The sequence below is a fragment of the Ochrobactrum sp. A-1 genome, assembly GCF_022488005.1.
Taxonomy (GTDB): Bacteria; Pseudomonadota; Alphaproteobacteria; order Rhizobiales; family Rhizobiaceae; genus Brucella.
In genome coordinates, this window is record NZ_JAKVQC010000007.1 from 1,583,115 (window position 1) to 1,602,218 (window position 19,104).

A 19,104-nucleotide genomic window follows, 5' to 3' on the forward strand; every position below is an offset into this window, starting at 1 on the left:
GGCTGGAGCGCTTTTCTTCCGCGCATCTGAACCAAAAGCCGTTTCACACTTTTCGGGATGTGCTCAAAGGCCTACACATTCGGCATGATCGAGTTTGACGATATGGAACATTCAGGTCTCAAGAAAAGCCTGACAGTTGGTGACGTTTCCCGGCGCGCTGGCGTGGCGGTCTCTACCGTTCATTTCTATGAAACCAAGGGGCTTATCGAGGGCTGGCGCACAGAGGGCAACCAGCGACGTTATCACCGCGCCGTGCTGCGTCGCATTGCCATTATCAAAATCGCGCAACGCGCGGGTATCCCCCTCGCGATCATTCGCGAGGCGCTGGAAGACCTTCCGCATGACCACGTGCCGACAGCGGAAGACTGGAGACGTTTTTCGGAAGCCTGGAAAGGCATGCTTCAGGAACGTATCGACAGTCTGATGCAGCTTCGTGACCAAATAACGAGCTGCATCGGCTGCGGTTGTCTCTCGCTTTCCGAATGCCCGTTGCGAAATCCGGACGACATCCTCGGACAACAGGGCGCTGGCCCCAGAAGATTGATGGCCAAGACCGGCAATCTCACCTGACTTTCGAGCGTCCGAGCCGAGTTTTCCCCACCGCCATTGTGCTCGTTCGCAGTGGCGGTTTTGTTTTGGATTTGGCCGATTAAATCCTGATGTTTTCAGTCGAAATAGCCTATTGACCTCAACGAAGGTTGAGGTTCTATAAACCCGTCGGCAACAATTCAGTTCACGGAGGCCGACAGTGCAAAGTTCGATCGAAGAAACAATTCCGGCGGGGGATGCGGGCTATAAGCCCGCTGGCTGGGGTGAGCTTCTAAGCGGTAAAAATGGCCTCTATGCCCTGGCTTTGGCTGGTGGAGTCACGCTCCACGCGGTCAATATGTACATCGCGACCACAGTCATGCCGAGCGTGGTGCAGGATATTGGCGGCATGGATTTCTATGCCTGGGCCACGACCTTGTTCGTCGTGGCCTCCATTCTGGGTGCCGCACTCACTGCGCGGCTTCTGAAAAGTGCCGGTCCAAGAGGCGCTTATGTCGTGGCGACCCTGCTGTTCGCAGCAGGCACACTGATCTCGTCTCTGGCCATCAACATGCCGGTCATGCTGGCGGGGCGGAGCGTGCAAGGCCTCGGTGGCGGATTTCTTTACGCGCTCGCCTATGGTCTCACCCGTGTCGTTTTGCCAGAGCGCCTGTGGGGCCGGGCCATCGGTCTTATTTCCGCTATGTTCGGCGTGGCCACGCTGATCGGGCCGGCAATTGGCGGCATCTTTGCCGAATATGGCGCATGGCGCGCCGCTTTCTGGTCATTGCTGCCGGTATCGGGTCTTTTCGCTGTGGTGGCATTCGCGACTTTGCCACGCTCGAGCTGGGATAAAAACGAGCGTGTTTCCATTCCGATTCTTCAACTCATCCTCTTGACCGGCGCTGTCCTTGCGGTTTCAGCGGGGAGCCTGTCACAGGAAACGCTATGGAAGGTCGTCGGTTTGGGTGCGGCGATATTCATGATCGCCATCATCACAGTCGTGGACCGCGACGCCAAGGCACGTCTCCTGCCGCGCCGCTCGTTCAGCCTGTCGACGCCGCTCGGGCCTCTTTACCTTACGATCGCGCTTTTGATGCTCAGCATGCAGCCCGAAATATACGTGCCTTATCTGCTGCAGCACTTGCATGGCCAGTCTCCGCTCTGGGCAGGATATCTGGCGGCACTTATGGCAATCGGCTGGACGGTGGCATCCTTCCTCAGTTCCAGATGGCAGGAGAAGGGGGGCGACAAGCTTGTCGTTGCCGGCCCTGTTCTGGCGCTCGCCGGTCTTGTCCTGCTCGCCATATTTCTCCCGATCCATGGAAACGGCAACTGGTTGCTGCTCGCGCCCGTCTGCCTTGGGCTCATCCTGATCGGTTTGGGGATCGGTCTTGCCTGGCCAAGCCTCGTTACCCGCGTCTATCAGAGCGCTCCGTCCACCGAGCAGGATCTCGCAGCGGGTGGAATGACGACCGTACAACTCTTCGCCATAGCCTTCGGGACGGCTTGCGCGGGGATGATTGCCAATTTTGCCGGCATTGCCGTGCCGGGAGGTGTAGAGGGCGCGGCAAATGCCTCGCTCTGGCTGTCGGTGATATTCGCACTCGCGCCAGCAGTTGCCGTGGCGGTCGCATTCAAGGTTATCCGTATCACCGGCGTAAAGGGTTGACCAATGCCGCGTTTCATCGCCAACATCCTCGATTCCCGTGCCAGCCTTTTGTTGGCGCAGGTGGTCCTTACCTTCATTTTCTGGTCGAGTGGGCTGGCCAAGCTCTTCGACTTCGGCGCCAATGCTGCGGAAATGGAAAGCTTTGGTCTTCATCCGGGCTGGCTGTTCAACAGCGCAACCCTGCTTTTGCAGATTGTCGGATCGCTGATGATCATCTTCAATCGCGGAATCTGGCTGGCTTGTGGTGCTCTTGCCGTCTTTACGATCCTGACCATTCCAGTTGCCCACCCGTTCTGGGCAAAGGAAGGAGAAGAAGCTTTCCGGGATATGACGGTGGCGCTGGAGCACATATCGCTGATCGGTGGTCTCGCTCTTGCTGCTATTCTATCGCGCAAGGTCTAAACCACTGGACGCATTGATTGCCCTGCCTGTACCTTGCCTGTCGTCGGATCGATAGGCAGGGGAGGGCGGGGCATGGACGTGACGATCATAACGGGAGCATCGGATGGTATCGGCGCTGAAACCGCGCGGCAAATCGCCCGGTGCGACCGCGCCAATGCTGCGCTGGTGCTTGCTGCGCGCAATGCGGACAAACTGGAGAGGCTTGCCGCTGAATTGCGGCAAATGGGCAGCTCGGCCCTTGTGATACCCACCGACGTAAAGGATCACGCTGCTTGCATAGCTCTGATCGGCAAGGCGGTTTCCGCCTATGGTCGCATCGATACGCTGATCGTGAATGCGGGCATGTCGGCCCATGCCAATTTTGCCGAGATCAAGCCGGACGATCTCGATTGGATGCATGACCTGATGGAGTTGAACTATTGGGGCAGTGTCTGGCCTATCCATGCCGCACTTCCATATCTCGCTGCCAGCAGGGGGCGGATTGTCGCTGTCTCATCCGTGGCCGGATTGATCGGCGTGCCGGGGCGCACGGCCTATAGCGGAACGAAATTCGCCCTGTCAGGCTTCTGCGAGGCGCTTCGCGCGGAACTGGACCCCAGCGGCATTTCCGTGACAATCGTCTATCCGGGTGTCGTCAAAACCGACATTCGCAAGGTGGGCTATAGTGCGGACGGCAGCGCGCTGGGAAAGAGCGGTGTGCGTGAAGATGACATGATGCCGGTCGAAGAAGCCGTACGACTGATGCTGGAAGGTGTGCGGGCACGCAAGCGTGAAGTGTTGATGACGCGCCAGATGCGATTCGGGCGCTGGTTGAAACTTGTCGCTCCCGCGCTGGTGGATCGCATGGCCCTCAAGGCCATCAAGCCGGAATTCAAACCGAAACCGATCAAACACGCAAAATAAACAGCGATAATCCCTGCTATTCACAGGCCTCACATAATGGTCCGCTAATTTTATGTTTTGCTACCAACTATCCGTTGACGGGTTTTTAACTTCGACTACTATATATAGTGTTCTAGGTTCTTTCGATTCGTTGAGTCGAAAGCTAAGACGGGAATCCGGTGCGTTTCATCCATGACGGATGCGGCAATGCCGGAGCTGCCCCCGCAACTGTAAGCGGAGAGTTCTGTCCATCACGTCACTGGCTCAGGCTGGGAAGGCGGGCAGGATGTTGATCCGTGAGCCAGGAGACCTGCCTTGAACGAGTACGTCCACGGGCGGGGTGTCCGGTTGGCGCGCAATCTTGTGTGGCAAACTATTGCCTTGCCGATTGCTGCCCCGAACTTCCCGCTCATAGCTTCGGGGTGAAGTCCATGTCCAGTCTATTCAGTTTCGGTTCCGGTCCTCCCTTCGAGGCATAGTCTGTTGTGGTCAGACTGCTCATCGTGGCGGCTGACCGTTTCCTATCTTGTGCTTTTTGACGCGCATCTTGCGATGCGCGAACGGCTTTTTGCGTCTCCTATCGAGAGTATTCCAGTTTAAACCGAACCGTTGGAAATGCTCTATCTCTTTGTTTTTATGCATGTCTTGACCCCAAAACCGGTTCCCATTTTTGGGAGACATGCTCCAGTGAGGAAAAAATGAACGTCACCGTTTACAGCAAGCCCGCCTGCGTTCAGTGCACCGCCACCACACGCGCCCTCGACCGCCAGGGCATCGAATATGAGGTCATCGATATCTCTGCCGATGCCGATGCTTTCCATCTCGTTCAGGGCATGGGTTATCGCCAGGTGCCGGTGGTTGTGGCAGGTGAATCCCATTGGGCGGGCTTCCGGCCGGACATGATCAGCGCGCTCGCCTGAGGGCTGCGGTCACATGAGCCTGATCGTCTATTTCTCCAGCCGGTCGGAAAATACGCACCGGTTTGTCGAGCGGCTTGGAATGCGGTCGAACCGTATCCCGATGGACGGTTCAGGCGGATTGCAGGTGCGCGAGCCATTCGTGCTCGTGTCGCCCACATATGGTGGCGGCGGCTCCAAGGGCGCTGTCCCCAAACCTGTGATCCGCTTCCTCAACGATGAGACCAACCGCTCTTTCATCCGCGGCGTGATTGCCGCGGGAAATAGCAATTTCGGCGAGGCTTTCTGTATCGCCGGCAACATTATCTCCGCCAAATGTCAGGTTCCCTATCTCTACCGCTTCGAGCTTCTGGGAACCGATGAGGACATTGGCAATGTCAAAAACGGGATGGAACGATTTTGGACACGGCAGACACGACCTTGATCCGAGAGCGCGAGGCACGGCCAGTGGCGCAGGATGCGCCTCAAGCGGCGACTTCCAACAGCAACAAACCGGCAAAATCCTCGGACGGGCTGGATTATCACGCGCTCAACGCGATGCTGAACCTTTACGATGACGAGGGAAAAATCCAGCTTGATCGCGACCGGCAGGCTGCACGCCAGTATTTCCTTCAGCACGTGAACCAGAACACCGTCTTTTTTCATAATCTGCGGGAAAAGCTCGATTATCTGGTGACGGAGGGATACTACGAGCAGGAGGTGCTGGATCAGTATTCCTTCAATTTCGTGCGTGACCTTTTCGACGAAGCCTATGCGAGAAAATTTCGTTTTCCGACATTTCTAGGCGCATTCAAATATTATACCAGCTATACGCTGAAAACCTTCGATGGAAAGCGCTATCTGGAGCGCTATGAAGACCGTGTCTGCATGGTAGCGCTGACGCTGGCGCGCGGCAATGAACAGCTGGCACGCAATCTGATGGAGGAGATCATTGCAGGCCGCTACCAGCCTGCGACGCCGACTTTCCTCAATGCAGGCAAGAAGCAGCGCGGCGAGCTCGTTTCCTGTTTTCTGCTGCGGGTCGAAGACAATATGGAGTCCATCGGGCGCTCGATCAATTCGGCGTTGCAATTGTCGAAGCGGGGCGGCGGGGTGGCCTTGAGCCTTACCAATATTCGCGAGGCGGGCGCACCTATCAAGCAGATTCAGAACCAATCATCCGGTATCATTCCGGTGATGAAGCTTCTTGAGGATTCCTTTTCCTACGCCAATCAGTTGGGTGCGCGACAAGGAGCGGGTGCTGTTTACTTGCACGCCCATCACCCGGATATCATGCGCTTTCTGGATACGAAGCGCGAAAACGCCGACGAGAAAATCCGTATTAAAACCTTGTCGCTTGGTGTGGTCATTCCAGACATTACCTTCGAACTCGCAAAGAACAACGAGGATATGTACCTATTCTCGCCCTATGATGTGGAGCGGGTTTACGGCGTGCCATTGACCGAGATTTCGGTTACCGAAAAATATCGGGAAATGGTCGACGATGCGCGTATTGCCAAGAAGAAGATCAATGCACGCGAGTTTTTTCAGGTGTTGGCGGAAATCCAGTTCGAGTCCGGTTATCCCTATATCATGTTCGAGGACACGGTGAACCGCGCCAATCCGATTGACGGGCGCATCACCATGAGCAATCTCTGTTCGGAAATCCTCCAGGTGAGTGAGGCGAGCATCTTCGGCGAAGACCTTTCCTATGATCATCTCGGCAAGGATATTTCGTGCAATCTGGGTTCGCTCAACATTGCATCGGCAATGGACTCGTCCGATTTCGGCAAGACCATCGAAACCTCCATCCGCGCTCTGACAGCAGTTTCCGATATGAGCCAAATCGGCTCCGTGCCGTCGGTCGTCCGAGGCAATGATGAAAGCCATGCTATCGGTCTCGGCCAGATGAATCTGCATGGTTATCTCGCCCGCGAGCGGATTTATTACGGCTCGGAGGAGGGCGTCGATTTCACGAATATCTATTTCTATACGGTTACCTATCACGCGATCCGCGCATCGAACCTGATTGCAGTGGAAACGGGCAAGTCCTTTAAAGGTTTCGAGAAATCTAAATATGCAACAGGTGAATATTTCGACAAATATACCGAGCAGCTTTGGGAACCGGCGACGGAAAAGGTTCGAGAAATTTTCGAAAAGGCTGGCATTGCGATTCCGATGCAGAATGACTGGCGCGATCTGAAAAATGCGGTGATGGAGGGCGGGCTTTATAACCAGAACCTTCAGGCCGTGCCGCCGACAGGCTCGATTTCCTACATCAATCATTCGACGTCATCGATTCATCCGATCGTGTCGAAGATTGAGATCCGCAAGGAGGGCAAGATCGGTCGCGTCTACTATCCGGCAGCGTTCATGACCGATGACAATCTCGATTACTATCAGGACGCCTATGAGATCGGGCCGGAAAAGATCATCGACACTTACGCGGCGGCGACGCAGCACGTCGATCAGGGCCTATCTTTGACATTGTTCTTCCGCGATACCGCAACGACACGCGATATCAACCGCGCACAGATCTACGCGTGGAAGAAGGGCATCAAGACCATCTACTACATTCGCCTGCGCCAGATGGCGCTCTCCGGCACGGAAGTGCAGGGCTGCGTTTCCTGCGCCCTCTGACCACTGGTGATGACCAATGAATATTCAAGCGAAAACCAAGAACCCGAAACCCGCCGCAGTGCGTGCGATCAACTGGAACCGGATCGAAGATGAGAAAGACCTTGAGGTCTGGAACCGTCTGACCGGCAATTTCTGGCTGCCAGAAAAGGTGCCGCTTTCGAACGATATTCAGTCGTGGGAAACGCTGAAACCGCAGGAAAAGCAACTGACGATCCGCGTTTTCACCGGGCTGACACTTCTCGATACGATCCAGAACGCAGTCGGTGCCGTGAAGCTGATAGATGATGCAGCGACGCCGCATGAAGAAGCGGTGCTGTCCAACATCTCCTTCATGGAAGCGGTTCATGCACGATCCTATTCGTCGATATTCTCGACTTTGTGCCTGACGCCGGATGTTGACGATGCCTATCGTTGGTCCGAGGAAAACGAATTCCTGCAGCGCAAGTCCGTTCTGATCCTGGACCAGTATCGCGCGGATGATCCGCTGAAAAGGAAAATCGCCAGCGTCTTTCTGGAGAGCTTTCTGTTCTATTCCGGCTTCTATCTGCCCATGTACTGGTCGAGCCGGGCAAAGCTGACCAATACAGCCGATCTTATCCGGCTCATCATCCGTGATGAGGCTGTGCATGGCTATTATATCGGTTACAAATTCCAGCGCGGACTGGAACGCTTGAACGAAGAGCAGAAGCAGGCAATCAAGGATTTTGCCTTCGAACTTCTTCTGGAACTTTACGACAATGAGGTTCGCTACACGGAAGCGCTATATGATGGTGTTGGCCTAACTGAAGACGTCAAGAAATTCCTGCATTACAACGCCAACAAGGCCCTCATGAACCTCGGCTATGAGGCACTCTTCCCGGCTGAAGCGTGCAAGGTCAACCCGGCGATCCTGTCCGCTCTTTCACCGAATGCAGACGAAAACCACGACTTTTTCTCCGGTTCTGGCTCTTCTTACGTCATCGGCAAGGCGGTCGCGACTGAGGATGAAGACTGGAGTTTCTGATGGCATCTCGGCGCCGCGTAACACCGGTGCCGAAGTTTTCTGTTCTGGAGATGACGTTGACGTTGCGGTCTTGTTTTGCGACACATGAATGATGCAGACCGCCATCACAATCGATCAGGACTATCTCGTAACACGGCTCAATGCGCTTCTCGCCATACCGAGCCCGACCGGGTTTACCGACGAAGCCGTGCGTTATGTTGCGCGCGAGCTGGAGCATTTGGGACTTGAGGTTATGCTGACGCGCCGGGGGGCTATTCGCGCGCGCAGGGTGGGCCTGACGGAGAGACCGGCGCGTGGGATCGTATCGCATGTCGATACACTCGGCGCGCAGGTAAAATATCTGAAGGAAAACGGACGGCTGGAACTGGTTTCCATCGGTAACTGGTCAGCGCGTTTCGCTGAAGGTGCCCGCGTTTCCATCTTTTCGTCCAAAGGAATTTATCGCGGTTCGATCCTGCCGTTGAAAGCTTCCGGCCATACATTCAATGACGAAGTCGATACGCAGCCGGTCGGCTGGCCTTATGTCGAACTCCGCGTCGATGCGCTCGCCCGAAATCGTGATGATCTGCTGCAGCTCGGTATCGATGTCGGTGACATAGTTGCTGTCGATCCCGCGCCCGAATTCATCGATAATGGCTTTATCGTCTCGCGTCACCTTGATGACAAGGCAGGCGTTGCAATCATGCTTGCGGCCCTCGAAGCGATGCAGAGAGCCAATGTGGAAACGCCGGTCGACAGTTATTGGCTGTTCACCATCGGCGAGGAAGTTGGAGTGGGTGCCTCTGCGGTCGTTGTGCCGGATATTGCCTCGCTGGTCGCCATCGATAATGGAACGACTGCACCAGGCCAGAATTCATCGGAGTTCGGTGTCACGCTTGCCATGGCGGACCAGACCGGACCGTTCGATTACCATCTGACGAAGAAACTCTACGAGCTTTGCGGAGAGCATGACATTCAGGTCCAGAAGGACGTGTTCCGTTATTATCGTTCTGATGCCGCGTCTGCGGTTGAGGCCGGGCATGATGTGCGCACGGCTTTGCTGACCTTCGGTGTCGATGCCTCGCATGGTTATGAGCGCATTCATCTAAGCGCTCTGACTTCCATTGCAAAACTTGCAGTTCATTATGCAATGAGCGAAGTCGAGATCAAACGCGATGCCGAGGAAACCGCCAAGGGCCTCAAGGGTTTCACGCATCAGAAATCGACCAAGGCCGAGCAGGATCTCAAGCCTGAAGATACACCTGCAGAATAAACTTGGAACTTTCCGAAATCACAAGCGGGCTGAGGCCCGCTTTTTTTGTCTCGTTAAAATTAATTATGATAATTCATTGATGATCATTGATTTATGCCTATAAATTAGATTCCGACGGATTTGACAAATGAAGGGGAACCCCATGAGAAGGTTATTCCGTGCCGTTCTGACTGCTATGGCGCTTTCGGTCGCCGGGGCGGGCACAGTCGCGCTGGCGCAAACGCCGCCCAATGTGCTGATTGTCGGACAGATTGCGGAGCCGCAATCACTGGATCCGCATACAGTTACGGCCACCAATGATTTCCGCATTCTGGTCAACATTTACGATGGCTTGGTGCGTTACAAAGACGGGACGCTGGAAGTGGAGCCAGCTTTGGCCGAAAGCTGGACGATCTCGGATGACGGCAAGACCTATACGTTCAAGCTGCGCCAGGGCGTGAAATTTCATGACGGATCGGATTTCAATGCTGAGGCGGTCAAATTCAACTTCGACAGAATGCTGAAGGAAGATCATCCGTTCTATAACACCGGCCCATTTCCGCTTTCGTTCAACTTCTCGTCTATCGATGCGGTCAATACACTCGACGATCATACGGTCGAATTCAAGTTGAAGGAACCTTTCGCCCCGTTCCTCTCCAATCTGGCCTATCCAACCGGCCTGATCGTTTCTCCCGAAGCGGTCAAAAAATACGGTAAGGAATTTGGCCGTCATCCATCGGGAACCGGCCCTTTCAAATTCGCAGAATGGCAATCCGGCCAGCGTGTGGTGGTGGAACGCAATCCCGATTATTGGGATAAGGCACCGGCACTGGAAGCAATCGTGTTCCGCCCGATCACGGATGCCAATACCCGCGTTGCGGAGATGATGGCGGGCGGGCTGGATGTCATGGTGGAAGTACCGCCGGACAATCTTGCCACATTCAAGCAGGACGCGAATTTCGTGGTCGCCGAACAGGCTGGGCCCCATGTGTGGTTCACTATCCTGAATGCGAAGAGCGGTCCATTCGCGGATAAGAAAGTGCGTCAGGCGGCGAATTATGCGGTCAACAAGCAGGGGCTTGTCGATAATGTTTTGCAGGGTTCCGCAACTGTTGCTGCGGGGCCGATCCCACCCGCCTTCAACTGGGTCGAGAACAAAACCGAACCCTATCCCTATGATCCGGAAAAGGCCAAGGCGCTCCTTGCCGAAGCTGGTGCAAGCAATCCCGAAGTCACGTTCTATGTGACCGAAGGCGGTTCTGGCATGCTTGATCCAATCACGATGGGTGCCGCAATCCAGGCCGATCTTCAGGCTGTGGGCTTCAAGGTCAAGATTGAAACCTATGAGTGGAACACGTTCCTTGGCAGGGTCAATCCGGGGCTGGAAGGCAAGGCCGATATGGCCGAGATGGCATGGATGACCAATGATCCGGACACGGTGCCTTATCTGACGCTTCGCAGCGACGCACTGCCGGACAAGGGCGGTTTCAATTCCGGTTACTATTCCAACCCCAAAGTGGATGAGCTTCTGGAAAAGGCGCGGTCATCGACCGATCAAACCGAGCGCGGCAAGCTTTATGGCGAAGTGCAGAGCATTGTCCGTGACGATGCACCATGGCTGTTCGTGGCGAACTGGAAGCAAAATGCAGTCACGACCGCTGCCGTCAAGGGGTTCAAGTTGCAGCCGTCCTTCCTGCTGCATTTGAAAGACGTAACCAAGGAATAAGCAGGGAGGGCATTCATGCCAGCCTATATCCTCAAGCGACTTTTGGCCGTTGTTCCTGTGTTGCTCGGGCTCTCGATCATTGTTTTTCTCGTCATGGCGATGATCCCCGGTGATACGGCGACTGCGTTGCTCGGATCATACGCAACACCGGAAAATGTCGAGCGGATCAATCGCGATCTCGGTCTCGACAAGCCGTTGCTGCAACAATACTTCATCTGGATGGGCAATCTCCTGCATGGGGATTTCGGGCGTTCCTTCGTGCTCAATCGTCCGGTGCTGGATGAGGTTATGGAGCGCTTTCAGGCGACACTCGTGCTTGCGGGCGTAGCGCTGGTACTGTGTTCAGTCTTCGGCCTGCTCTCGGGCATCGTTTCGGCGGTACGCCAGTTCGGCTGGGCAGACAGGACGATCACTTTCATCGTGCTTGCCGGAATTTCCATTCCTTCATTCTGGTTGGGGCTGCTTCTGATTTATCTCTTCGCGGTTCATTGGCGCATTCTGCCAGCGTCCGGCATGTATGCTGTTTATGGCGGCGGTGACCTGAAGGATCTGCTCTGGCATCTGATCCTGCCTGCCACGACGCTGGCCGTGGTGGCGGCAGGCGTGATCGCACGTCTGACCCGCGGCGCGATGCTGGAAGTGCTTCGTCAGGACTATATCCGGACAGCCCGGGCCAAAGGTCTCAACGAACGTCGTGTGATATATGGTCATGCGTTTCGCGCCGCACTTGTCAGCGTCATTCCTGTGATCGGTATTCAGGCGGGATTTGTGCTGGGCGGCGCCGTCTACATCGAAACCGTGTTCCAGTGGCCCGGTATTGGCGCCATGCTGGTGAAAGCCATTTCCACCCGCGATATCTTGCTGGTGCAGGGTGGCGTGCTTGTGGTTGCCGCGAGTTATGTCCTTTTCAATCTGCTCGCTGATGTCATCCAGACCATGCTCGATCCAAGGATACGCTCATGAGCGCGCTTCCAGAAATTTCTGCCGCGCCAACGGCGGTCCGCATGTCATCATGGCAGCTCCTGATGAGCAATCGACTGGCGGCTTTCGGTTTTTTTATGCTGGTCCTGATCTGCCTCGTCATTCTGCTGGCCCCGGTTCTCCCGCTTCCCAATCCTGACGCGACTTCTCCCGCAATGCGGTTGAAACCCGTGTTCAGCGAAGGACATCTTCTTGGAACGGATCAGCTTGGGCGCGATATATTGAGTCGTGTCATATGGGGCACGCGGGTGTCTGTCGCAGTAGGATTTGCAGCGACGCTGATCGCAGCGATCGTTGGCTCGGCGATCGGTCTCGTGGCCGGCTATGCGGGTGGACGAACCGACAATTTGATGATGCGCGGCATCGATATACTGATGGCATTCCCTTATATCCTGCTGGCGCTGGCTATCGTGGCCGTACTCGGGCCTGGCCTAATGAATGCGCTCTACGCGATCGCCGTGGTCAATATTCCGTTCTTCGCGCGTAATGTTCGCGGGGTTACGCTTGGTCTCGCGCATCGTGAGTTTATTGATGCTGCCCGGCTCTCCGGGAAAAGTCCGGTTTCGATCCTGTTAAGCGAAGTGCTGCCCAATGTGCTGCCGGTTATCGTCATTACCATGTCGACCACGGCGGGCTGGATGATCCTCGAAACGGCGGGCCTGAGCTTCCTCGGTCTTGGCGCGCAGCCGCCGCAGGCCGATCTCGGCTCCATGCTCGGCGAGGGCCGCGCGCAACTGTTCAATGCCCCGCATGTCTCCATCGTGCCGGGATTGATGATCTTCCTGCTGGTCATCAGTCTCAACGTATTGGGAGATGGGGTGCGCGATGTTCTCGATCCGCGATTGCGGTCAGGTGCGCTGGGGCGGCCAGATGCTGTAACCGATATTGCCAAGGACCGGTCATCGCCCATGATCAAGGATAGCGAAAAAGCTCTTTCTATTGCCGGTCTCGAAACGGGCTTTGTCAATGGTGGGCATTTCACCCCCGCTGTCCGCAATGTTTCACTGGAACTTGAACGCGGCGAATGTCTCGGCCTGATCGGGGAGAGCGGATCGGGCAAAAGCGTGACCGCCCTGTCAGTAATGGGCCTCGTGGCGTCCCCGCCCGGACTTATCCGCAACGGCGCGATCTATCTGGGCGACCGGGACGTTCTTTCAATGTCTGAAACCGAGTTGACGGCGGCACGGGGCGCAAGAGTTGCTTATGTGTTTCAGGACCCACTGACGACGTTGCATCCTATGTATCCGGTCGGTCGGCAGGTCGAGGAAGCAATTGCAGCGCATCGGCGGATTGGAGCCAGTGAGCGGTGGGAACAGGCGATTGTGCTTCTTGGCAAGGTTGGCATTCCAGATGCAGCGGAACGGGCCAATCACTATCCGCACCAGCTTTCAGGTGGCCAGCGTCAGCGTGTCGGCATTGCCATGGCTCTGGCCAATGATCCAGACATCATCATTGCGGACGAGCCTACCACGGCGCTCGATGTCACGGTGCAGGCGCACATTCTCAAGCTGCTACGCGATCTCCAGCGCGAGCGCGGCATGGCTCTCCTGTTTATCACCCATGATTTTGGAGTGGTTTCGGAGATTTGCGACCGCGTGGCAGTGATGAAAGACGGTGAAATAGTCGAGACAGGTACGACTGCGGAAGTTCTTTCCAATCCGCAGCATAGCTATACGAAGCGCTTGATTGCCTGTGTTCCCGAACTTGGGCAGGGAGCCGGCTTTCTGGACCGTGTGGCTGATCTCTTCAGATACGAGAACGGGAAGGCGACAGGATGAGCGACAATGCGATCAGCGTGCGCGATCTCAGCAAAACCTTTGGTGGCGGGCGAAGCTTTCTGGGGAAGGAGCGCCACAAAGTCGAGGCCGTTAAACGTGTTTCGCTTGATCTCAGAAGCGGCGAGACATTGGCCATTGTCGGCGAAAGCGGGTCGGGCAAAAGCACGCTCGCCAGAATGCTTGTCGGGTTGACCGAGCCGACTGACGGCACGATGACGATTGCGGGTCGAGATTCAAGCGAACTGCGGAATTCGGGCGCACAGGCATTCGGCAAGGTCATACAATATGTGTTTCAGGACCCTGTTGCTTCACTCAATCCCAGAAAGACGATCCGCCAGATACTGGAAACACCGCTCAAGCTTCTGGGCGGGCTGGATTCTGCACAACGCCGGCAGCGCATGATCCAATTGCTCGACGCCGTTCAGATGCCCAATGATACGTTGGAACGATATCCGCACGAGTTTTCCGGCGGACAGGCGCAACGCATCGCCATTGCCCGCACGCTGGCTGCGGAAGCGGAAATTATCGTTCTCGATGAGCCGGTCAGCGCACTCGATGTGTCCGTTCAGGCGCAGGTTCTATTGCTTCTCGATCAACTGAATAAGGAGTTTGGTCTCTCCTACCTCTTCATCAGCCACGATCTTGCTGTGGTGGAGGCCATCTCTGACAGGGTCGCCGTGATGTATTTCGGGGAAATAGTCGAGGAAGCGACCGCAAGCGATCTTTTTGCCAGACCGGAACATGCCTATACACGACAACTCGTGGAAAGCGCTCCGCGCATCAGGAGAGAGTAACAGACTATGGTCAGACCGGGCCGGAATTCCGATCACGAACCGCAACCGCGCGCGAGGGCGGTAAAAGCCCGGCGGCGGCCGGAGGAGATTGCCGATCGTATCAAGGATGTCATCCGTTCCGATGCATTGAAACCGGGAGACCGCCTGCCGCAGGAAAAGGAATTGATCGATCAGTTCAAGGCAGCCAAGGGCACCGTGCGCGAAGCGATGAAGGCGCTGGAAACGCAGGGGCTGATTTTTACGCGCAGCGGCCCTGGCGGCGGCGCCTTTGTGGCCGAGCCTTCCGCTCAGCATGCAATGGAAATGCTTGGAAGCTATTTCTTTTTCGACCAGCCGAGCCTTGCCGAAGTCTATGCCATTCGCAAGCTTCTCGAACCGGAAGTCGCTACCTTGCTGTGCGGAAGACTGACCGGCGACGATATTGCGCAGTTGGAAAACACAATGCGGGTCTATGACCGTCCGCCGGTCGATCTTGATGATCAATACCACCAGCGCGTCGCGGAACTGGATTTCCATTCCTCGCTGGCGCAACTCTGTCCCGATCGGTTGCTGGGCTTCATCTGCGGGTTGACCCATAATCTATTGCGAAGCCTGCCGATAGCGCGGGCGATCTATGCCGATCCGACACCGGCTTCGCGCGAAGAAGGACTTATTTTCCAGCACCGATTGCTTACGGCGCTTGTTGAAAATCGTCGTGAAGATGCCCGCCGTATTACGTATGAGCATATGGTTTCAGCCGAAAACTATATGCTTTCCAAGGCGAGTACAGTGGGGAAAACCGCATAAAGAGAGCTAAAAAGTTGGGAACCATCCCGGCGCTCCCGCATTTGCAACTATGCAGGCCGCCGCCATAACAGACGCGACGGCCTCATTTGTTTATGAATGACAATGGAGGTTTCGACCCTTTTTATGTGTGGTATTTGCGGAGAAGTCAGGTTCGACGGCGGTTCGCCGTCAGTTTCGGCAGTCTCGAAAATGGCGGATGTACTCAGTCCTCGCGGACCGGATGCGTCCGGGATTGTGATCCGGGGCAATGTCGGCTTCGGGCATCGAAGACTAAGAATTCTCGATCTCTCCGAAAAATCGCAGCAGCCGATGATTGATGCGGACCTCGGTTTGACGCTGGTGTTCAACGGCTGCATCTACAATTTCCGAGAATTGCGCACTGAGTTGGAACAGAAGGGCTACAAGTTCTTCTCCGATGGTGACACAGAAGTCATACTCAAGGCATGGCACGCATGGGGCGAAAGCTGCGTATCGCGCTTCCTGGGCATGTTCGCCTTCGCTATTCACGAACGCGATACGGGCAGGATTATTCTCGCGCGTGACCGGTTCGGTATCAAGCCGCTCTATCTGGCCGAGGTGGACGGTGCGTTGCGTTTTGCCTCGTCTTTGCCTGCTCTGGTCAAGGCGGGAGGTATCGACACGTCGATCGACCATGCAGCCTTGCACAATTATATGAGCTTTCATGCTGTCGTGCCGCCGCCGCGCACGATTTACAACGGTGTTCGAAAGCTTCCTCCCGCGACGATGCGGGTTTACGAACCGAATGGCGGTTTCAGCGACCGTATCTACTGGCAGGCACCTTATCGCCGTCTGCGCGGTGATGGCGCCTTGAGCAGGGAGGAATGGCAGGAGCAATTGCTCGATATGCTTCGCGTAGCCGTCAAGCGCAGGATGATTTCTGACGTGCCGGTCGGTGTGCTTTTGTCCGGCGGTGTGGATTCGAGCCTGATCGTTGGATTGCTTGCCGAGGCTGGTCAATCGGGCCTGATGAGCTTTTCAGTCGGTTTCGAGGAAGCTAACGGGGAAACAGGCGACGAGTTTGTCTATTCCGACCTGATCGCTAAACATTTCGGTACCGAGCATCATAAGATTTTTGTGCCCTCGGCAGACCTCATGGATGCCCTGCCGGGAACAATCGCCGCAATGTCGGAACCGATGGTGTCCTACGATAATGTCGGCTTCTATCTTCTTTCCAAGGAAGTTTCGAAACATATCAAGGTTGTCCAGTCGGGGCAGGGGGCTGATGAAGTCTTTGGCGGCTATCACTGGTATCCGCCACTGGTCGATTCCAACGATGTTGTCAGCGATTATGCCAAGGGATTTCGTGACCGCTCGCACAACGTGCTTGCCACGCAATTATCGCCGGAATGGATGCCGGAACGCGATTACAGTCAGGAGTTTCTGGAAGAGTACCTGTTGCAGGACGGTGCGGATACACCAGTCGACCGTGCATTGCGGCTCGACACAAATGTAATGCTGGTGGAAGATCCGGTCAAACGCGTGGACAACATGACGATGGCTTGGGGACTTGAAGCGCGGGTGCCGTTTCTGGACCATGAACTGGTAGAGCTCGCGGCTCGCATTCCGCCGGAAGAGAAGCTGCGCGATGGCGGCAAAGGTATCCTCAAGGATGTGGCGAGGAAGATCGTTCCAAGCGAAGTCATCGATCGCAAGAAGGGATACTTTCCGGTGCCACAGCTTAAATATATTGCAGGTCCCTATCTCGACATGTTGCGTGATGCTCTTTCGTCGCAAAAGGCGAGGGAGCGCGGGCTTTTTCAACGCGATTACCTGGAAAGTCTGTTCGCAAAGCCGTCCGAGCACATAACGCCATTACGTGGTTCGGAGCTATGGCAGGCTGGCCTTCTCGAAATGTGGCTGCAGGCGCAGGAGGCATGACATGCGAAAACCCGGTGAGGTGGATATGACCCGGCAGAAAGCGAGAGGTCGCAAGGCCTTTTCGCATCGTCTGACGCGCTTGCGCACGCCTGAAAGTGCAGGCTTTTATCAGGAACATATGTATGGCCATGACCGGGCGGGAATGGAAGGCCGCAAGCAGGATGTGGTCGTTGACTGCGGCTGGGGACGATTGCTCTTTGCGCAGACCTTCGAAACCAATGAAGCCATTGTGGAGGCATTGCGCGCGGAAGCGCCTGCAAGCCGCGATATTGTCTTCTATGTAAGTGATCCTCATGTACTGCTGTCGCTTGCGCCACATGAAATATTTCTCGACCCGTCGCATACCTACCGCATCGAGCTTGCAACCTATCGTCCGGGCGGCCGACGGACGCGTGGTGTCACCATTCGTCGCGCGGTATCGGAAGTAGACGCAGAAGGCATCAATGCCGTCTATGCGGCTTGCGGTATGGTTCAACTGCGACCGGACTTTTTCTCGTCTGAGCGAGACAACCGGGCCGTTACCTATTTCGTGGCACAGGACGATGCCACAGGTGAAATCGTCGGCACGGTGACGGGTATAGACCATCAGCGTCTTTTCGATGATCCTGATTGCGGTGCTTCGCTCTGGTGCCTCGCCGTTCATCCGCAAGCACGGCAGCCGGGAATCGGCGAAAAACTGGTGCGAAAACTTGCCGAACATTTTCAGGCTCGCGGGCTAAGCCATATCGATCTTTCGGTTCTGCATGACAATGAGAACGCCATACGGCTCTATGAAAAATTGAAATTTCGCCGTGTCCCGCTTTTTGCGATTAAACGCAAGAATGCAATCAACGAGAAGTTTTTCGCCCCACATCTGGAATCCTTCGATGCACTGAATCCATATGCCCGCATCATCATCGATGAAGCGGTGCGCCGTGGTATTCAGGTTGATGTGACCGATGCCGAAGGCGGATTTTTCCGCCTCTCCTATGGCGGGCGTTCAGTTCATTGTCGCGAAAGTCTGTCTGAAATGACATCGGGCGTCGCGATGTCGATCTGTGACGACAAGGCCGTGACGCGCCGTGTCGTTGAGACCGCTGGGCTAACGGTGCCGGAGCAGATCGCTGCCGAAGCGAGTGACGACGCGCTGGAGGCTTTTCTGAAACGCCACGGCAAGCTGGTTGTGAAACCGGCTCGGGGCGAACAGGGACGAGGAATTTCCGTCGGTATTTCGACCATCAAGGATCTGCGTGCTGCGATCAAACAGGCGCGATCCGTGTGCGACCGCGTGCTGCTGGAGGCGTGTTTTGAAGGCGAAGACCTCCGGCTGGTTATCATCGATTACCAGCTTGTCGCGGCTGCAGTTCGTCGTCCGCCGCGCGTGATCGGAGATGGGAAGTCAACGATCCGCAAACTTATCGAGACACAATCGCGCAGACGCGCTGCGGCGACCGGCGGAGAAAGCCGTATTCCGGTCGATACGGAAACGAAAAGATGCCTTGAGGAACAAGCTCTGTCACTCGACTCTGTTCTGGAGGACGGTCGCGAAATAACCGTGCGCAAGGCGGCCAATCTTCATGCGGGCGGCACGATCCATGACGTGACCGCCACTGTTCATGCAGACCTGGTCAATGCTGCCTGCAAGGCTGCCCAAGCAATTGGTATACCGGTCGTGGGCATTGACTTTATGGTCAACCAGCCCGAGAAGCCGGACTATATCTTCGTTGAAGCCAACGAGCGTCCGGGTCTTGCCAATCATGAGCCGCAACCGACTGCCGCCAGATTTGTCGATTTGCTGTTCCCAGGTTCAAGATAGTATAAGTTAGATAAATCTAAATTACGAAATGTTCGCCGGATATTCTTTTCGGCGAACATGAAACTATGCAAGCTGCGATCAATATGCTGTA

Annotated in this window: 16 protein-coding genes and 1 riboswitch; all 16 genes read left to right on the forward strand. The window is 55.6% G+C overall.

The window, feature by feature from the left end:
* The first annotated feature begins 102 nt into the window (after positions 1-102).
* The 16 genes from soxR (at position 103) to ngg (ending at position 19,013) form a co-directional block, all read left to right on the forward strand.
* A complete protein-coding gene (gene soxR, locus MKS82_RS25755) occupies positions 103-570 on the forward strand; it encodes a redox-sensitive transcriptional activator SoxR (RefSeq protein ID WP_162997308.1) in 468 nt (155 codons plus the stop codon).
* A gap of 178 nt (positions 571-748) precedes the next feature.
* Positions 749-2,200 carry an MFS transporter gene (locus MKS82_RS25760; RefSeq protein ID WP_109986767.1) on the forward strand — a complete coding sequence of 484 codons (1,452 nt, stop codon included), beginning with the start codon at positions 749-751 and terminating at the stop codon, positions 2,198-2,200.
* A gap of 3 nt (positions 2,201-2,203) precedes the next feature.
* Positions 2,204-2,602, forward strand: coding sequence for a DoxX family protein (locus tag MKS82_RS25765; protein WP_109986768.1), 399 nt, complete (start codon positions 2,204-2,206; stop codon positions 2,600-2,602).
* Between the two features lie 72 nt (positions 2,603-2,674).
* The gene (locus MKS82_RS25770; protein WP_109986769.1) at positions 2,675-3,505 is read left to right on the forward strand and encodes an SDR family oxidoreductase; all 831 of its coding nucleotides are present in this window, start codon (positions 2,675-2,677) and stop codon (positions 3,503-3,505) included.
* A 97-nt stretch (positions 3,506-3,602) separates the two neighbouring features.
* A riboswitch (cobalamin riboswitch) is annotated at positions 3,603-3,816 on the forward strand.
* Between the two features lie 366 nt (positions 3,817-4,182).
* Positions 4,183-4,404: a glutaredoxin-like protein NrdH gene (gene nrdH / locus MKS82_RS25775; protein ID WP_061346668.1), complete on the forward strand. Its 222-nt coding sequence runs from the start codon at positions 4,183-4,185 to the stop codon at positions 4,402-4,404.
* A gap of 13 nt (positions 4,405-4,417) precedes the next feature.
* A complete protein-coding gene (nrdI, locus tag MKS82_RS25780; protein WP_109986770.1) occupies positions 4,418-4,825 on the forward strand; it encodes a class Ib ribonucleoside-diphosphate reductase assembly flavoprotein NrdI in 408 nt (135 codons plus the stop codon).
* Positions 4,801-7,020 carry a class 1b ribonucleoside-diphosphate reductase subunit alpha gene (nrdE, locus tag MKS82_RS25785; RefSeq protein WP_109986771.1) on the forward strand — a complete coding sequence of 740 codons (2,220 nt, stop codon included), beginning with the start codon at positions 4,801-4,803 and terminating at the stop codon, positions 7,018-7,020. Before nrdI ends, nrdE begins: the two co-directional genes overlap by 25 nt.
* A 16-nt stretch (positions 7,021-7,036) precedes the next feature.
* Positions 7,037-8,023, forward strand: coding sequence for a class 1b ribonucleoside-diphosphate reductase subunit beta (gene nrdF, locus MKS82_RS25790; protein ID WP_109986772.1), 987 nt, complete (start codon positions 7,037-7,039; stop codon positions 8,021-8,023).
* Positions 8,024-8,114: 91 nt separating this feature from the next.
* Complete coding sequence (locus MKS82_RS25795; RefSeq protein ID WP_109986931.1) at positions 8,115-9,275, forward strand: osmoprotectant NAGGN system M42 family peptidase; 1,161 nt, start codon at positions 8,115-8,117, stop codon at positions 9,273-9,275.
* Positions 9,276-9,417: 142 nt separating this feature from the next.
* Positions 9,418-10,980, forward strand: a complete 1,563-nt coding sequence (locus MKS82_RS25800; protein WP_240579462.1) for an ABC transporter substrate-binding protein — start codon at positions 9,418-9,420, stop codon at positions 10,978-10,980.
* Positions 10,981-10,995: 15 nt separating this feature from the next.
* Positions 10,996-11,943 (forward strand): ABC transporter permease, encoded by a 948-nt coding sequence (locus tag MKS82_RS25805; protein ID WP_109986774.1) that lies wholly within the window; start codon positions 10,996-10,998, stop codon positions 11,941-11,943.
* Positions 11,940-13,739, forward strand: coding sequence for a dipeptide/oligopeptide/nickel ABC transporter permease/ATP-binding protein (locus MKS82_RS25810; protein WP_109986775.1), 1,800 nt, complete (start codon positions 11,940-11,942; stop codon positions 13,737-13,739). The genes MKS82_RS25805 and MKS82_RS25810 overlap by 4 nt, the downstream gene beginning before the upstream one ends.
* Entirely contained in the window at positions 13,736-14,533 is a 798-nt protein-coding gene (locus MKS82_RS25815; RefSeq protein ID WP_240579463.1) for an ATP-binding cassette domain-containing protein, read from the forward strand. The genes MKS82_RS25810 and MKS82_RS25815 overlap by 4 nt, the downstream gene beginning before the upstream one ends.
* Before the next feature lie 6 nt (positions 14,534-14,539).
* Positions 14,540-15,319 (forward strand): FadR/GntR family transcriptional regulator, encoded by a 780-nt coding sequence (locus MKS82_RS25820; protein WP_109986777.1) that lies wholly within the window; start codon positions 14,540-14,542, stop codon positions 15,317-15,319.
* A 123-nt stretch (positions 15,320-15,442) separates the two neighbouring features.
* Entirely contained in the window at positions 15,443-17,218 is a 1,776-nt protein-coding gene (locus MKS82_RS25825) for an N-acetylglutaminylglutamine amidotransferase (protein WP_240579464.1), read from the forward strand.
* Between the two features lies 1 nt (position 17,219).
* Entirely contained in the window at positions 17,220-19,013 is a 1,794-nt protein-coding gene (gene ngg, locus MKS82_RS25830) for an N-acetylglutaminylglutamine synthetase (RefSeq protein WP_109986778.1), read from the forward strand.
* Positions 19,014-19,104: the final 91 nt, after the last annotated feature.

What these genes read in the sequence shown, in the direction of transcription:
- MKS82_RS25825 (WP_240579464.1), top strand. Translation starts at nt 15,443, where the DNA reads ATGTGTGGTATTTGCGGAGAAGTCAGGTTCGACGGCGGTTCGCCGTCA.
- MKS82_RS25810 (WP_109986775.1), top strand. Translation starts at nt 11,940, where the DNA reads ATGAGCGCGCTTCCAGAAATTTCTGCCGCGCCAACGGCGGTCCGCATG.
- nrdF (WP_109986772.1), top strand. Translation starts at nt 7,037, where the DNA reads ATGAATATTCAAGCGAAAACCAAGAACCCGAAACCCGCCGCAGTGCGT.
- MKS82_RS25765 (WP_109986768.1), top strand. Translation starts at nt 2,204, where the DNA reads ATGCCGCGTTTCATCGCCAACATCCTCGATTCCCGTGCCAGCCTTTTG.
- MKS82_RS25770 (WP_109986769.1), top strand. Translation starts at nt 2,675, where the DNA reads ATGGACGTGACGATCATAACGGGAGCATCGGATGGTATCGGCGCTGAA.
- ngg (WP_109986778.1), top strand. Translation starts at nt 17,220, where the DNA reads ATGCGAAAACCCGGTGAGGTGGATATGACCCGGCAGAAAGCGAGAGGT.
- soxR (WP_162997308.1), top strand. Translation starts at nt 103, where the DNA reads ATGGAACATTCAGGTCTCAAGAAAAGCCTGACAGTTGGTGACGTTTCC.
- MKS82_RS25805 (WP_109986774.1), top strand. Translation starts at nt 10,996, where the DNA reads ATGCCAGCCTATATCCTCAAGCGACTTTTGGCCGTTGTTCCTGTGTTG.
- nrdI (WP_109986770.1), top strand. Translation starts at nt 4,418, where the DNA reads ATGAGCCTGATCGTCTATTTCTCCAGCCGGTCGGAAAATACGCACCGG.
- nrdH (WP_061346668.1), top strand. Translation starts at nt 4,183, where the DNA reads ATGAACGTCACCGTTTACAGCAAGCCCGCCTGCGTTCAGTGCACCGCC.
- MKS82_RS25795 (WP_109986931.1), top strand. Translation starts at nt 8,115, where the DNA reads ATGCAGACCGCCATCACAATCGATCAGGACTATCTCGTAACACGGCTC.
- MKS82_RS25820 (WP_109986777.1), top strand. Translation starts at nt 14,540, where the DNA reads ATGGTCAGACCGGGCCGGAATTCCGATCACGAACCGCAACCGCGCGCG.
- MKS82_RS25800 (WP_240579462.1), top strand. Translation starts at nt 9,418, where the DNA reads ATGAGAAGGTTATTCCGTGCCGTTCTGACTGCTATGGCGCTTTCGGTC.
- MKS82_RS25815 (WP_240579463.1), top strand. Translation starts at nt 13,736, where the DNA reads ATGAGCGACAATGCGATCAGCGTGCGCGATCTCAGCAAAACCTTTGGT.